The organism is Azospirillum sp. P4_B5 (genome assembly GCF_056402275.1).
On the sequence record NZ_JBFUHT010000055.1, the window covers coordinates 1 to 14,648 of the forward strand.

At 66.6% G+C, this 14,648-nt stretch carries 12 protein-coding genes and 1 pseudogene; 6 read left to right on the forward strand and 7 right to left on the reverse strand.

Annotation, left to right across the window (positions count from 1 at the left end):
- Positions 1-170: pseudogene (locus AC1DVI_RS28165) on the forward strand (arsenical-resistance protein); the annotation flags it as partial.
- 42 nt (positions 171-212) lie between these two features.
- A complete protein-coding gene (gene arsH, locus AC1DVI_RS28170; RefSeq protein WP_103041017.1) occupies positions 213-974 on the forward strand; it encodes an arsenical resistance protein ArsH in 762 nt (253 codons plus the stop codon).
- Positions 975-993: 19 nt separating this feature from the next.
- Here arsH and AC1DVI_RS28175 read toward each other — a convergent pair whose 3' ends face one another.
- Both AC1DVI_RS28175 and AC1DVI_RS28180 read right to left on the reverse strand, forming a co-directional pair.
- Entirely contained in the window at positions 994-2,157 is a 1,164-nt protein-coding gene (locus AC1DVI_RS28175; RefSeq protein WP_040137400.1) for an abortive infection family protein, read from the reverse strand.
- A gap of 152 nt (positions 2,158-2,309) precedes the next feature.
- Complete coding sequence (locus AC1DVI_RS28180) at positions 2,310-3,284, reverse strand: recombinase family protein (RefSeq protein WP_103041018.1); 975 nt, start codon at positions 3,282-3,284, stop codon at positions 2,310-2,312.
- 869 nt (positions 3,285-4,153) lie between these two features.
- On the opposite strand from AC1DVI_RS28180, the gene AC1DVI_RS28185 reads away from it, so the two are divergent.
- On the forward strand, positions 4,154-5,014 hold the full coding sequence (locus AC1DVI_RS28185; RefSeq protein ID WP_476960784.1) for an aldo/keto reductase: 861 nt from the start codon (positions 4,154-4,156) through the stop codon (positions 5,012-5,014).
- Positions 5,014-5,694: a DUF6064 family protein gene (locus tag AC1DVI_RS28190; protein ID WP_476960785.1), complete on the forward strand. Its 681-nt coding sequence runs from the start codon at positions 5,014-5,016 to the stop codon at positions 5,692-5,694. Before AC1DVI_RS28185 ends, AC1DVI_RS28190 begins: the two co-directional genes overlap by 1 nt.
- Positions 5,695-6,009: 315 nt before the next feature.
- Here AC1DVI_RS28190 and AC1DVI_RS28195 read toward each other — a convergent pair whose 3' ends face one another.
- Together AC1DVI_RS28195 and AC1DVI_RS28200 are read right to left on the reverse strand one after the other, a co-directional pair.
- Positions 6,010-6,963, reverse strand: coding sequence for a ParB/RepB/Spo0J family partition protein (locus tag AC1DVI_RS28195; protein WP_476960786.1), 954 nt, complete (start codon positions 6,961-6,963; stop codon positions 6,010-6,012).
- On the reverse strand, positions 6,950-7,981 hold the full coding sequence (locus tag AC1DVI_RS28200) for an AAA family ATPase (protein WP_041814736.1): 1,032 nt from the start codon (positions 7,979-7,981) through the stop codon (positions 6,950-6,952). Before AC1DVI_RS28200 ends, AC1DVI_RS28195 begins: the two co-directional genes overlap by 14 nt.
- Before the next feature lie 376 nt (positions 7,982-8,357).
- On the opposite strand from AC1DVI_RS28200, the gene AC1DVI_RS28205 reads away from it, so the two are divergent.
- Positions 8,358-10,484 (forward strand): ATP-dependent helicase, encoded by a 2,127-nt coding sequence (locus tag AC1DVI_RS28205; RefSeq protein WP_476960787.1) that lies wholly within the window; start codon positions 8,358-8,360, stop codon positions 10,482-10,484.
- Between the two features lie 220 nt (positions 10,485-10,704).
- Here AC1DVI_RS28205 and AC1DVI_RS28210 read toward each other — a convergent pair whose 3' ends face one another.
- Together AC1DVI_RS28210 and AC1DVI_RS28215 are read right to left on the reverse strand one after the other, a co-directional pair.
- Positions 10,705-11,991, reverse strand: a complete 1,287-nt coding sequence (locus tag AC1DVI_RS28210; RefSeq protein ID WP_476960788.1) for a hypothetical protein — start codon at positions 11,989-11,991, stop codon at positions 10,705-10,707.
- Positions 11,988-12,530, reverse strand: coding sequence for a hypothetical protein (locus AC1DVI_RS28215; RefSeq protein WP_476960789.1), 543 nt, complete (start codon positions 12,528-12,530; stop codon positions 11,988-11,990). Before AC1DVI_RS28215 ends, AC1DVI_RS28210 begins: the two co-directional genes overlap by 4 nt.
- On the opposite strand from AC1DVI_RS28215, the gene AC1DVI_RS28220 reads away from it, so the two are divergent.
- The gene (locus AC1DVI_RS28220; RefSeq protein ID WP_476960790.1) at positions 12,511-12,984 is read left to right on the forward strand and encodes a hypothetical protein; all 474 of its coding nucleotides are present in this window, start codon (positions 12,511-12,513) and stop codon (positions 12,982-12,984) included. The genes AC1DVI_RS28215 and AC1DVI_RS28220 overlap by 20 nt on opposite strands.
- Here AC1DVI_RS28220 and AC1DVI_RS28225 read toward each other — a convergent pair.
- Positions 12,981-14,378 (reverse strand): helix-turn-helix domain-containing protein, encoded by a 1,398-nt coding sequence (locus AC1DVI_RS28225; RefSeq protein WP_476960791.1) that lies wholly within the window; start codon positions 14,376-14,378, stop codon positions 12,981-12,983. The genes AC1DVI_RS28220 and AC1DVI_RS28225 overlap by 4 nt on opposite strands.
- Positions 14,379-14,648 lie beyond the last annotated feature (270 nt).

A 14,648-nucleotide genomic window follows, 5' to 3' on the forward strand; every position in this document is an offset into this window, starting at 1 on the left:
AAAACTTCTTCGAGCTGGCGGTGGCGGCGGCCATCAGCCTGTTCGGCCTGGGCTCCGGGGCGGCGCTCGCCACCGTCGTCGGCGTGCTGGTCGAGGTGCCGGTGATGCTGTCGGTGGTGAAGATCGTCAAGGCGACCAAGCCCTGGTACGAGGGGCGGGCCGGCGCCTGATGGCCCGGCTCCGCTATGGGACCATCACCGGAGAGTGTCGGCATGTCTGAGCATGATAGCGAGAACGGCGCAGGCTTCCCAAGCCTGGACGAGCCCTATTTCGAGGCGCCGGACCTTGGCAAGCTGACGCCTGGGCATGTGTCCACCCACCCGCCACGCATCCTGCTGCTCTACGGCTCCCTGCGCGAGCGTTCGTACAGCCGCTTCCTCACCGAGGAGGCTGCGCGTCTGCTCCAGCGCATGGGGGCGGAGACGCGCATCTTCGATCCGCGCGACCTGCCGCTGCCGGACAGCGTGCCGGCCGACCACCCCAAGGTGGCCGAACTGCGCGCGCTGTCGCAATGGTCGGAGGGGCAGGTCTGGGTCAGCCCGGAGCGCCACGGCACCATCACCGGCATTCTGAAATGCCAGATCGACTGGCTGCCGCTGGAGAGCGGCGGGGTCCGGCCGACGCAGGGGCGCACGCTGGCCGTGATGCAGGTGTCGGGCGGGTCGCAGTCGTTCAACGCGGTCAACGCGATGCGGGTGCTGGGGCGCTGGATGCGCATGGTGACCATCCCGAACCAGTCGTCGGTGGCCAAGGCGTTTCAGGAGTTCGACGAGGCCGGCCGGATGAAGCCGTCGCCCTACTACGACCGCGTGGTGGACGTGATGGAGGAGTTGGTGAAGTTCACTCTGCTGGTGCGCGACCGCAACGACTATCTGACCGACCGCTACAGCGAGCGCCGGGAGGCCGGACGGGCCGTGGCCGGCGAAGCGCAGGCCCTCGTTGCTGCCGCCATGAGCGGAGAACGCACCGCGTGACATTGGGAAGCGTGGCGCTTCATGGTTGGGACGCTTGGCGGGCTCGCCACGTCGACACCAGGAAGGTCGCCACCGTCCCGGCGAGGTTCACCGCCAGCTCCGCATGCCGTGCCGACGGGCGGACCGCTTTGCGTCCACGGCCGTGGGCATCGCTCAGCTTGTTGCGGATGCTGGCCAAGCTGTTCACGACGTTCTGGCAGTTGCCGAGGATGGTTTTGAACACTTCCTCGGTGTGCTGGTCCGGGGCGAGCTGGAGGTGCTCGGCGGCCGTCCGGTAAAGCTTCGGCAACTCGTCCCGATCGCTGTAAGTGCCGCCGGCATCCTCAATGATGTGCTTGCAGACGGTCTCCAGCAGCGTCCGGGCCGAGGTGATCGCTCCCTCCGGATGGGTTGTCCGCCGCTGCAGCGCCCGGGTCCAGGCTTCGTGCACGCTGGCCTCGTCGAAGGCGGCAAGTGTTTCTGAGATGAGAGGGTCGGCCGGCGCCCCGGCGGAGCCGCTGATGGCTTTGACGGTGAACACTGGATAGCCCGATATGGAACTGGTCTCGGCCAGATGGAAGCCATCGCGTTGCAGGAGAGGATTCAGAATGGCAACCAGCCGGCGCTGCTCATCCTCCTCCCGGGTTCGTGGATGAAGCAGAGCCTCCAGGAAACGGAAGAACCGGCGTTGCGAGCAGGTATAGGCACCAACGGCCTCCAGGGCCTCATCGTTGTCCATGTCTGCGTTTCGGTGCATGTGGCGCTCAAGGTCATCCTGCACCGTTCCACCGGAATAGAGACGGGACGGCAGGCGGTCAATCGGCCAGATGTCCCGCAGGAACTCGAATATTGGCACATGGCCGGAAAGGTCGAATGGGATAAGCGCCCGGCCGATCGATCGCCGAAGGAGTTCGGAGATCAACCGCTCGCCAGCCTCCTCAACCCGCCCCACGGCCTCTTCCAGCTCATAGTTCGGGCCATCCTGTAAAAGCTGGTACGCAAGCTGAAGCAAACGCTCACGTGATAATCCGCTGATCCGCCCCTGCACATAGTTGCGCTTGCTGGCGAACGCCTCCTCGCGGTCGCCGGACGCGAGCCCCAGTCCCTCACACACCACCGGCAGGATGTTGGCGCTGGTCGGATACAGGGCTTCGACGATGGCACTGCGCAGCGGAGCAAGCGGGGCGGAGGGAGGCGGTGGCATCAGGACAGTCCAACCGTGAGGGGAATACGAAGCTTAAGCTGAAGCCATGCTACCAACAACGCCGAGGTATCAGCCCGTCATGACCGTGTCGCTTGGGAGATACGGTGAAGACGCTCGGGCTGCTCCCCTGACCACGGGATTGACTGTCACTGTTATGGAATGCTTTGCAGGCCTTTGAGCGATTTGGGCGGACGGCCGCGCCGGCGAGGCGCTTCCGGTGCAGGGAGCGGCCGATCTTCCAAAAGACCCTGTGCGACGGCCTGACCCAACAGGTTCTGAACCGACGAGACCGACCAGCGCGTTTCCCCGCGGGGCGTCCGGCAGTGCAGCTCTTCAAGATGCCGGGCAATGTTGGTCAGGGTTGGGTTGTCCAGCGTCTTTACCGCCGAAGCGACCAGGGTGACGAGGTCGTCGCTGTCCCGCCGCCGCGGCGTACGCTCCAGCACCCGGTCGTCCACGAACCCGTCCCGCGCGAGGCGACGCACGGCACGCGCCAGGGCCGGCCCGGTCCAGGGGCCACCGTCGGGGCGCCGCGAGCCATTTCTGGCCAGGCTGCGGGCCACGGTTGCCCAGGAATAGCCGGGCCGCATCGCGCGGACGTGCGGCAGAATGTCGTCAGCCACCCGCAGCACATCGGCGTCGCGCCGCGCCTCGCGGGCGTCGTTGACGGCGCGCACCGCCGCCGCGGAACGGAAGCGCAGGCCCGGATTGCCGCCGATCCGGCCACGCTCCCTGGCGGCCTTCAGCCCGGCCTTGGTGCGCTCACGAATGAGCGCGCGTTCGAACTCGGCCACCGCGCCCAGGATCTGCAAGGTGAAGCGGCCCTGCGGGCTGGTGGTGTCGATGGGATCGCCCAGCGAGCGAAAGCCCGCCCCTTGGGCGTCGAGCGCCTCAATGATCTCCAGGAGATGGGCGAGCGAACGGGCCAGCCGGTCGATGCGCACGACGACCAGCACGTCGCCGGCACGGCAGCGCGCGATGGCACGCTTCAGCTCCGGGCGCGACCGGTCGCCGCCGGACCCATGCTCCCGGTGAATCGTTGAGCAACCGGCCGCCTTCAGCGCGTCGAGCTGCGGGTCGGTGGTTTGCTCGTCGGTCGACACGCGGGCGTACCCGATCAGGGCCATGGACCTCTCCCAGCGCAGCGGTCCGGAAACGGTGCACGCCGCCGAATTTTACCCGATTAAGCTTCAGACACCCTCGCCAAGCGTCCGCCTGGGGTATTTTACCAAATATGCAGACGGTACGTAACGGCCGTTTGGTAAAATATATAGGCGTTATGGGCCGCCGTGCGCTCCGCTGATCGCCCGGAGCCGGCAGCCGGCACGAGACAAGATGCCAAGCCGCGCCGGCCTTCCTGACCGGCGGGACATCAGGCAAGGAAGGCCCGACAGGCGGACCGCGTTTTGATCTGTCTTCCTGAAAGGACGTCGGCTTTTCAACGACATGGGGCGATGCCCCCGCGCGCCGACGGGGAGCTTTTCGCATGAACCGCCCACATTTCGCACGATCCGGTCTGCAAAACGGGGCCAAGCAGGGCGTTGGAACCCCTGGAATCCGGCTTTTCGCACGAACCACCCGACAACGACAAACGACACCCGGGCGGAGGCTGCGAAAATCCGGCCTCTAAGCTGTAGCAGCAAGCCATGACAAACGGCAGCAAACGCTCTGTTTAGTATCATCTTTGAACAAAATCGATCAGAATCAACAACTTATCAGAACAGGGATAGAGTGGATGGAGTGCGAAAATCAGAAAGGGAGTCAGCACTTCCCCGGTGTTGTCAGGTTGCTGCCGGGGAAGGGAGGGCAGATCTCACCGATGGCATGGTTCTCCGCACCATGCCTGTTCTGAAGGTTCTTCGATCACGCCGACGCATTTCACCGCATATAGGAGTCGTATCCGTCGAGGAGCACAGCGACACGGAGACAAAAGGAAGGAAACATGAGAGCGACACGACGCGCCGTTCTGTATGGTGTTATGGCCGGGGCCGCCCTGATGACGCCGCGGCGCATCCTGGCACAGAGCGCAGAAACACCGGTTCGACGCATTCCATCCACGGGAGAGGCCATTCCTCCTGTGGGCCTGGGCACCTGGATCACGTTCAACGTCGGCGACGATTCTGAACTGCGCGCGGAATGCGCAGCGGTCATGCAGGCCTTCTTCGAGATGGGGGGCCGGATGATCGACTCCTCGCCCATGTACGGTTCCTCCCAGGCGGTGGTCGGGGATGGCCTCCGGAAGCTGGGGCACCCCCCTACCCTTTTCGCAGCGGACAAGGTCTGGATTTCTTCGGGCACGCGCGGGCCGTCGCAGATCGAAGAGTCGCGCCGCTTGTGGGACGTTCCGCGCTTCGACCTGCTTCAGGTGCACAACCTGCTGTCCTGGGAGGAGCATCTCAAGACGCTGTTCCTCATGAAGACAGCAGGTCAGCTCCGCTACGTCGGCATCACGACATCGGAAGGGCGGCGCCACGACCTGTTCGAAGAGATCATGCGGAGGCAGCCTCTCGATTTCGTGCAGCTTTCATACAACATCGTCGACCGCGAAGTGGAGGAGCGCATCCTGCCATTGGCGGCGGACCGCGGGATGGGCGTCATCGTCAACCGTCCGTTTCAGCAGGGCGTGCTGCTCCGCCGGCTGTCGGGCCATCCCCTGCCCTCCTGGGCCGCCGACATCGGGGCTTCCAGCTGGGCGCAGTTCGTCCTGAAGTTCATCATTTCCCATCCCGCCGTGACCGTGGCCATCCCGGCGACCAGCCAAGTCGCGCATGTGCGCGAGAACATGGCCGCGATGACCGGGCCGATGCCCGATGCCGCGATGCGACGGCGCATGGCCGATCATGTAAGGGCCCTCTGATGCCGGAATGGTGGACCTATTCGGCCGAAGACTTTTTGCTCTTCAGCCCGCGCACCTACTGGCGGCTGATCGAGCGGCACAACGAGGCGCTCTGGCCGGCGCATGTCCTGATGCTGCTGCTCGGCGCCGCCATTCTTCTGTGGCTCATCCGGCCTCGCCCCTGGTCGCATCGTGTGATCGCAGGAACCCTGACCGTCCTGTGGGTGTGGGTGGCCTGGGGCTTCCTATGGGAACGCTACGCCACCATCAACTGGGCCGCATCCTATGTGGCGCCGCTGTTCGCGCTTCAGGCTGTCCTGATGGCCCTGATCGGGAGCCGGCTCCGCTGGTCACTCTCATGGGCCGGTCGGGCGCCCGTGGGGCTTGCGCTGTTCTTCTATGCGCTCGCCCTGCACCCGCTTGCGGCGTTCCTCAGCGGACGGTCCCTGCGCGAAGCCGAGGTCATTGGCATCACACCGGACCCGACTGCGATCGCTACCATCGGCCTGGTCATGATGGCGGATGGACGATGGTCGTGGTTGCTGCTCGCCGTGCCGATGGCGTGGTGCCTCGCCAGTTGGGCGACCCTGCACAGCATGGGCGCACCGGAACAATGGGTGCTTCTTGGGGCGATGCTGTTTGCCCTCGTTCCGATCGCACGTCGGCGTACGGCCCGACCGGCGTCGGTGGAGCATCCTTGACGGATACCGTCGAGCAAAAGTTCCGGCTTATGCTCGACGGCAGGCGCCGCAACAGCACGCCCTTGCAGGCTCATGCATGCGAAGGCAAGCGGTCGTCCGGCCGCGCGGCGACATCTCCCGCCCTTCAAGGCGACAACGCACAAAGCCGCGCCGACCCTTGCTCCTGCACAGAAAAACCCGCGGGGTCCACGGATCTCGCGATCCAGCAGCCATACATAACCCCGCAAGCTTAGAAGCCCCGGTCCCAACAACGTCCCACGACCAAACATCCTGCAGGACGTGGCACATTGCGACGTCGCAACTCCGCTTTGGCCATCAGCGCTCCAAAACCTCACCGATCAGCCGGTGGAGGCGCCGCAGGCGTTCCACATGCTCATCCTCCAAAGGCACCTCTCGGAAACGCTCGACCTGCTGCTCGAACCGACCGACCACCTGCGAGAAACGCCGCACGGACGATCCTCCGGCATCCGCGTTGCGCGTGACGGACGGTGAAGCGGGCTTCGGTCGGTCGTTTCCACCGGCCTGCGCATCGGCAGGGGGTTTGCCCTCGCCGCCTTTGTCATGAGACGTCGCGGCAGCCTCGAGTTCCAGCTTGGCTGCCCGCAGCTCGCGTACGGTGGCTCCTTCTTGGGCACGCTGCCACAACGCCAGCTGCTGCTCCGTCGGAGCGTCCGCGATTTCGAACAGGACCGACCGTGAAATGGTTCGACCGCTTTGCGTGAAGCCGTTGCGGATCTCCGTCGGCAAAGCGTGCACCGCCATCAGACGGCTGACCTCGGCCTTCGAGCGTCCGATCAGCCTTGCGACGTCGGCTTGCGTGGCTCCGTCCTTGGCAAGCAGTTTCGCTATTCCGTCCGCCAGCTCGAAGGGATCGAGATCCTGACGTTGGGTGTTCTCGATCAGCGCGATCTCATCCGGATCGCCTTTCGTGATCACCGCGTAGACCGACGCCCTTCCGGCGAGCCGGCAGGCCCTCCAACGGCGCTCACCCGCCACAATGATGTATTGTTCCGCCCCCTCTCCTTCCCGGACCAATATGGGTTGCAGTTGCCCCTTGGCGCCGATGCTGTCCGCAAGCAGCCGAAGGCCTTCTTCGTCGAACTGCTTGCGCGGCTGATCAGGGTTCGGATGCACCTGCTCCAGAGGCAGTTCCCGAACTTCGGGAAAATCCGACGGCTGGCCGAACAGGGCCGCGACGTTTGGGACCGCTCCGGCAGCGCTCCGGAAGAGTGCGGCGTTCGGCGCGCCGAACTGTTTACGCGGCGGCATGGGCGCCTCCGATGGCCGGCGGTTGACGAAGTTCAATCAAGCTGCCGACGATTTCACGGTATCCGTCGCCGCCGACGATCTTGGGTTCATGCTCGAAGGCCGACCTGCCTTCGAACACCGCTCGGGCAAAGACCGTGGAGCGCGAAATCGGCGAGAAGATCCGGGTGTGCTCGCCGAACTGCTCGCGCAGCAGGCGCAGGCTCTCCGAATCCTGCAGCGTTTGTGAATGCATGGTGGGCAAGACGCCGAAAACGGTCAGGTGCGGGTTCACGCTACGACGCACTTGGGTGATGGTGGTGAGCAGTTGCGGCACGCCCACCAGCGCCAGCATTTCGGTCTGGCAGGGGATGATGACATATTGGGCGGCCGTGAGGGCCGCGATCGTCAACGGCCCCCGATTGGGCGGGCAGTCGATGACGATGAAATCGTATCGCGCGCTGACGTTGACGTCGGGATGCTCCTTGTTGAGCGATGCCTTCAAGCGCATCGTGCCGTACGGTACGGTCAGCAGTTCGATCTCCGCCTCGCCGAGGGTGATCGTCGCCGGCACCACATGCAGAGGCAGTTCGCCGACGGTCTGTGCGACGTCCTCGACGTTCTTCTCGAGGCGCAGCACCTGGTAGAGCGTGGTACCGGCCTTCTCCTGCTTCATGCCGTCGATGCCGAGATGGACCGTCGCGTTGCCCTGGGGATCGGCGTCGATGAGCAGGACCCGATATCCCTCGTTTGCGAGAAGCCATGAGACGTTGACGGCGGTCGTCGTCTTGCCGACTCCCCCCTTCTGGTTCGCGACGGCGAGGACGGTTGCCCCCTGCCCGCTCGTCGCCAGTTCCGTCGCACCGCTGGACAGGAACGTGGAGACGATTTTCGGCACCGGTTCGCGACCGCCTTCCCACCGGCTGATCCGTTGCCGGTCGTAGCTGCGGTGAAGCGCGGCATTGAGATGCTCCGCGAACTGTGCCTGTGTAAGGCCCCGAGCCTCACGATGATGTTTGAGGGATTCTCCGGCTGTCGTCATGACGGCGTTCCCCTGGCCCACGGTTGCTGCTGAGCTTCAGCGTGGCAGGGAGACGGAATACTGTCAACAAAAAGGGTATTCTCAGCGAGAAATGTCTACATCATCGTCAACATCCTATGGAGCGATGGCGTCTGAGACGGACGGTGCCGATTGCTGATGCGGCGCAATCAGACACAGTTGCGATGTCGCAACCGAGTGCATTCTCGAACACACCAGATGCTTGACGCCAATGCGACGCGCCCGGACACAGTTGCGATGTCGCAACCGGCCCAGGACGCGTGGGTGCTCGAAACCGCCCGGACCTCCATGCTGAAATCCCCCTGACCACGCGGGACCTCCGCCGTGGAAGACACGGCAGGGGCGGGAGAAAAGCAGCATGTTCGACCGGTATCGTGGGACGAGGCGGCGCACTGATCCCCTGAGCGGTCTGAACGACCAGCAGCGCGAGGCGGCCACGGCGCTGGACGGCGCCTTGCTGGTGCTCGCCGGAGCCGGCACCGGCAAGACGAAAACCCTGACCGCCCGCATCGCCCATCTGATCGCGCAGCGGCGCGCACGCCCCTATCAGGTCCTGGCGCTGACCTTCACCAACGACGCCGCGGAGGTCATGAAGGACCGGCTGTCGGAGATGATCGGCGAGGAACGCGCGAGCCAGATCTGGGTCGGCACCTTTCATTCCATCGCCCGCCGCCTGCTGGCCGAGCGCCCCTGGCTCGCCGGCCTCGCCAAAGGGTTCGAGATCGCCGACGCCGCACAGTCGCGCAGAGCCGTCCGCATCGCGATGGAAGACGCCGGCATCGAGGGTCACGACGACCGCGACGCCGTGCAGGCCGCCGCGGCCGCCATCGCCACCATGAAGGACGAAGGGATCACGCCCGACGAGGCGTCCGTCGCCGGATGGATCGGAACGAAGTACGGGGGAGATGAGGTTCCGGAGGATGTCGCCACGGCCGCCCAGGTGTACGCGGCGTACCAGGCGATCCTGCGCGAGGACAATCTGGCGGACTTCGGCGATCTGCTGCTGTGGGTGGTCAAGGCGCTGGAGGGCGATGAAAGCTACCGGCGCGACGTCGCGGGCCGCTTCCGGTACATCCACATCGACGAGTACCAGGACACCAACGTCCAGCAGGCGCTGTTCGTTCATTTGCTCGGGCGGGATCACCGCAACGTCTGCGCCGTCGGCGACGATTCCCAGTCGCTGTACGCGTGGCGTGGGGCCGATGTCGGCAACATCCTGGGCTTCCCCGACCAATGGACGCCCTGCCGCATGGTGCGGCTGGAGATCAACTACCGCTCGACACCGGTCATCCTCGCCTGCGCCAACGCCGTGATCGCCAACAACAAGCGCCGCTTCGCCAAGACCTTGCGGCCGGACCCCGCCCGCCGCCATGGCGGCCCCCCGGTCCGTGTGGTCGGCGCCGAGTCCCTTGAGGACGCCGCGGACTGGCTTGCCGACGACATCCGCCTGAGGCGGGCCGAGTGCGACGACGAACCCGGAACGCTGGTGCTGTACCGGGCGAACTGGTTGAGCCGGGTCGTCGAGGAGGCCTTGATCGATGCGGACCTCCCCTACACCGTCGTCGGGGATGTCGGCTTCTGGGGCCGTCTCGAGGTCCGCGACGCCCTCGCCTATCTGGCGCTCGCCGTGAATCCCGCCGACGCGGACGCCTGGGAGCGCATCGCGAATTTTCCGCCCCGCGGACTCGGCGACGTCGCCATGGAGCGCATCCGCGCCGCAGCCGGCGCCGGCGATCTGGTGGAGGCTGGGCGTCGCCTTGCCGACGCCGGGATGCTGCGGGGCGTCCAGGCGTCCGGCGCCCGCGCCCTCGCCGACGCCATGGCCGGGTGGCGGGACACGGCCTCCTCCGGCGGTTTCGCCGACCGCCTTCAAGGCCTTCTCGACGCCGCCGGCTACGAGGAACACTGGCGGGCCGCCGACGATCCGCGCGCGGACGAGCGCCTCGACAACGTGGCGGAGCTGCTGCAGGTGGCCAGGGAGGTCGGCAGTGCGGCCGCGCTGCACGAGCGGGCGCAACGGGCGGCCCAGGCCGAACGCGATGACGCGCCGGTGCGGCTGATGACCGTGCACGCCGCCAAGGGGCTCGAAGACGACGAGGCCTATCTCTTCGGTGTCGACGAGGGCATCTTTCCGTCGGCCCACGCCGTCCGCGCCGAAATGCACGATGGCGGCCGCGGCATCGAGGAGGAACGGAACGGCATGTATGTCGGCATGACCCGTCCGCACGAACGCCTGACGGTCGTCCACACCTCGACGGCCCCGAGCCGCTTCATCGACGAGATCCCCGGACAGGAGACGCTCCGCATCGAGGGACGGAGCTGGAGTCGGATGCGCCGGCGACGCCCTTCGGCCGACGCGCTCGCCGCGGCCCGGACCCTGGCCCGGACCCGGCGCCGGAGCATTCCAGCGGCAGTGCTGAATGACGCGGCGCTGCTCGCCGCCTGGACCTGCGAGGCGAATTCGGCGGCACCGGCGGAGCCCTGACGACCTCCCGGCCGGGGCTCATCGGTGCATCGAAGGGCGTGCTCCGAGCCGGGACGCCTGGAGTGTTGTCGCGCGACGGCGCGTTGACGCACGACCGTGCCCGGTCTATATAAGTGGGGACCTCCGATTTCATGGAAACATGAACGGAAGTCTCCAGCTCAAGGCGCGCCGAGGCCTCGGTCAACTACGCCCGGCGCGCCGCCTGCTGACCTCCCCACCGTCAGTTCGATAGGCGCTTCAGCCCTGCCCGGTCCAGTGCCGCGGCGATGAGATCGTCGGGCGGCCGTTGATGCGGGCCGATCGCCGCCATGAGGGATATCCGATCCCCGGCGGCGAGAGTACACACCTGCACGGATTTGCTGTCCCAGCGGCGCTCGGTCTCCTCGTCCGGCACGATCGTGCCTTCCGCCATCAGCACGATGGCTTGGCAGGAGGTGAGGCGGCTGGCGGTCTCCGGCGAACCGTCGATCGTCTTCAAAAGCTGCTTGAGCAGAATGTCGACTCCGAGGACGGGCGAGAGGCATGCGACGTCCGCCGCTCCCGTCCACCGGTCGCCGCGATCGATCCACGGACCAGGCCGCGTCCAGGCCAGAATGACGGCGATGCCCGATGCCCCGAGCGCGACGAAGCCGCGGTTCGATCCGTCGTAGCTGTTGAGTTCCCACACCGCGGTGTTGCAGGCCTGCAGCCCTTCCAGGAAGGGATTCATCCATTCCGGATCGTCGCAGGGAACGTCGGTGGCCAAGGCTGGCCGCTTGCCCTGCGCCTCGCAGATCCGGTCATGCTCCATCTGGGCGGCGGCCGACACGGCGACCACGGCGGTCATGGTCGCCTGGAGCTCGGGATCGACCCGGGCGATGGCGTCCCGCAGCTCGTCACGTTGCCGTTCGTCCGGGACCAGATCGAGGATCGCCGCCAGCTCGGCCACCGACAAGGGAGCCTCGAGATCGGGCGGCCGGTACTCGTCCGCGGGTGCGGGTGCGGGCGGCGGGATCGGTGGCCGTGGTGCCGCTGGGAACCGCTGCGGAGCGCCGGGGGACGCCGGCTGGGCCGGGACGACCGCCATCGCAGGCGCCGGCGGCAGAGGCGGCATCACCTTGTCCTCGCTCCGGGCAGCCTGGACCGGCGGCGGAGCGGGCAGGGCGGTCCCGAGACCGGCGAAGGGGGAGGGGAGGCCGTCGTCCGCCGGCGTCGGAGCTTCGTCGGCGTGATGCCGCCGGGCCCGCCGGTCGAGCCAGTGATCCAGCAAACGCGCGAAGACGGTCGGCAAGGGCAGAGCGACAAGGGTCGCCCAACACCACAGCAGAAGGGCAGGCCAGCTCAGCAGGAACAGGATCTGCGCCGGGGTGTGGAAACGGGCGCCGGCGAGGAAGGCGGCCCACACATAGGCATAGTGGCCGATGTTCAGGACGTCGAAGCCGCAGCCGATCCACAGCGCCGTTTTGAACGGCCATACCGTCAGCACGAGCCAGAGGAGCCAGCCGACCAGGCGCGAGCTTCCGGTCACGGAGCCACACCGCAGGACGCCCGGGCGAGAGCCCGAAGCTCGTCCGGGCCATGCAGATGGAAGGCGGCCCGAAGGACGCAATGGTCACCCTCGGGATCGAGACGCCAACCGCGCCGCGCCAAAGCGAACAGGCAGCCGCGATCGCCGGCGAGGAGCGCCAGGGCCTGCAGCGACGGCCGGTCCGGCATCGGCGGGTTGACGATGCGGGGAATTCCGGCGGCCGCTGAGCGCCATGCCGCAGACGAGATCCGGCCACCGTCCGGCAGTGTTCCCGATGGGCCTCCGGGCTGCCCCGCCAGAAGACCGTCGAGGTCACGGGCCGCGCCCGCGAGAATGCACGCGACGACCTGCCTACGGATCTGCCGCCGCCGGCTCCACATCAGCACCCAGAGCACACCGGTCAGCAGCGTTGCCACCGTAAGACGGCTTTCCGGCATTCGCTGTCCCTTTCCGCAGGCTCGAAACCGAAGTTCAAGGAACGGTACGATCGACCGTTTCCACAAATCGAGCACCGGCACGATGACCGAGCGGAAGACCAATGCTCCCTTCCTCATTCTGCCCCTGCTGGCCTTCGCCGCCGGCCTGATCCTGCTCAACGGGGTCCTCGAGCCATCCTGGATCGCATTCTGGATGATCATTCCGGCCATTCTCGCCGTCGTCGCCGCTTCCGGACTGGCGATGGGGTCGGGATCCGGCGCCCCCGTCGACGACGGCATCCCGGCCGATGATGCGGTGGAACGCGCGATTCCATCACCGGTGCCCGGGCCGAACTCATCCGGTTCCTCCCGACGTCTAGTCCGGCGAGGACGTGTCCTCCAACGGGCGGGATTGTGTCTCGCCGGATTCGGGCTGCTGTGGGGCGGCAGCCTCGGCGCTTGCGCGATTCTGCTGGCCCTTCTGGCGGGCATCCTGCACGAAACCGCTGTGCGCCGCCCGTGGCGCCGGCTCGCCAGGCGAAAGGCATCCGGGCGTTCGCAATCCCCGGCCTCCTAACACAAGAGCCGCTGTCCGGCGTCGACCGCCGGTTCCGCCGACCGTCGACCGGCCATGCCGAACAACGAGGCGAGCGGATTCAGGTCTTCCGACCGTTTCAGGTACATGCCGGCGAGCATCTGCGCGCGCGATGTTCGGATCTCATGCGCCGGACGATCGCCGGCGACCAGCGCGCACAGCGCCGCCCGGACTTCGCCGTGCCGGTCCACCGCCCGGCTCCACGAGACGTCCGACAGCCCCAGTCGCAGGGCGGCGATTCGCCCGACGATCCGAAGATCGTCCAGGTCGGCGGATTCCGGCCCGGATTTCCCGGTCCGATACTGCGCGAACAAGCTGGCGAAGGTGGGGCTGACGGAAGCGAGCAGGCGTCCGTTCCAGCGTGGAGGAGGCATGGCCGGCTTCTGCGATTCCGGAACGAACGGGAACAGGTCCGGGGACGCTCCGTCGTTCCCGCCCCCCTTCTCCCGGGTGGAGTTATCCACAGACCTGGACGCTACATCACCCGCATAGCCATACAGAATACCATCCTGCGGATGGTCTAAGCTTGTAGTGTTATGTGTCTCGTTGCTGGGATGCGCGCATATTGTTTTCTCGTCAAAAGCCTTGGAAACGATGGCTTCGGCAAGCGTTCTGGACCTCGTCTCGACCATCCGGATTTCGGTGTCGATCGCCGCGAGGCGGCCAAGATGCTCGGACTGCTCCTCCTCGTCGACCCTCGCATCGCGGCGCAGGATCGTCCTGGCCTCGGCGATCAGCGCGTCCGCGTGCCGTGCGTTGGCGGCCAGCTCGACGCACTCCGGCTCATCAGGTCCGGCGCCGGCGGCGGATGCGGCATCCTCGTGCTGGCGGGTCAGATCGGCCCGGCAACGGATGCCGGCGACGATGCTGCGCAGCGCCCGGCCGCGCTCGGCCTGGTGCCGGGCGACCTCGACCATGCGTCGATGAAGATCGACCAGGGGGGACAGGTCGAGCCCGTACAGCTCGACGATCCGGCCCGTACTGTCGCGCACGGGCTGACGCCGGTTGCCGGGACCGAGCTCCAGCTTCAGCGCGGAGGCCGCGCGCAGCCAGGCAAGGTGACGGTTCACCGTGGCGATCGACAGACCGGTGGCCTGGGCGATCCGCGCGTTGCCCGGCCAGACGACGGGGCGGCCGCCAGGGCGCCAGTCCTCGAGCCTGGTGTGGTCGAGCAGGAAGGTCAGCGTATCGAGAGCGCAGCGGGGGAAGGGCAGGTGACGTCCCGCGGCGCGGAGCGGTTCCAGCATTTGTTTTGGATGGGACAGCGAAGCAGGAAGCCCGCCGAACGAGGCGGCGGCGGCGGCGGCGCGGTAGTCGCCCGCACCGAAGCGCGCCCGGCCGGGAGGGGGCTTTCGGACGAAGGAAGATTCTTGCATGCACAACTCTCCCGTGGCGGGACCTTGTCCCGCGATCGGTGGAGCGCTCGGGCACAGAGGCAGCGTTACCGGAACCGTGAAATTCCAGTTGACGGGCACAAATGGCTGGTGCAGTGTCTAGGAGCTGATTACCTGACACTGCTGCCGGTCATGTGTTCATGTCGGCTCGTCCAAGCCCAGGCTCTCCGGAAGGGGGGCTTGGGCTTAGTCGTTTCTCGTGCGCGTTCGATTGGCCGTTGGCATGTCCTGTCCGATGGCGTGATCGGGCCT

Coding starts and splice junctions, on each gene's coding strand:
- AC1DVI_RS28195 (WP_476960786.1), bottom strand. CDS start 6,963: ATGCCGCCGCGTAAACAGTTCGGCGCGCCGAACGCCGCACTCTTCCGG.
- AC1DVI_RS28220 (WP_476960790.1), top strand. CDS start 12,511: ATGACCGAGCGGAAGACCAATGCTCCCTTCCTCATTCTGCCCCTGCTG.
- AC1DVI_RS28200 (WP_041814736.1), bottom strand. CDS start 7,981: ATGACGACAGCCGGAGAATCCCTCAAACATCATCGTGAGGCTCGGGGC.
- arsH (WP_103041017.1), top strand. CDS start 213: ATGTCTGAGCATGATAGCGAGAACGGCGCAGGCTTCCCAAGCCTGGAC.
- AC1DVI_RS28205 (WP_476960787.1), top strand. CDS start 8,358: ATGTTCGACCGGTATCGTGGGACGAGGCGGCGCACTGATCCCCTGAGC.
- AC1DVI_RS28180 (WP_103041018.1), bottom strand. CDS start 3,284: ATGGCCCTGATCGGGTACGCCCGCGTGTCGACCGACGAGCAAACCACC.
- AC1DVI_RS28175 (WP_040137400.1), bottom strand. CDS start 2,157: ATGCCACCGCCTCCCTCCGCCCCGCTTGCTCCGCTGCGCAGTGCCATC.
- AC1DVI_RS28185 (WP_476960784.1), top strand. CDS start 4,154: ATGACGCCGCGGCGCATCCTGGCACAGAGCGCAGAAACACCGGTTCGA.
- AC1DVI_RS28225 (WP_476960791.1), bottom strand. CDS start 14,378: ATGCAAGAATCTTCCTTCGTCCGAAAGCCCCCTCCCGGCCGGGCGCGC.
- AC1DVI_RS28190 (WP_476960785.1), top strand. CDS start 5,014: ATGCCGGAATGGTGGACCTATTCGGCCGAAGACTTTTTGCTCTTCAGC.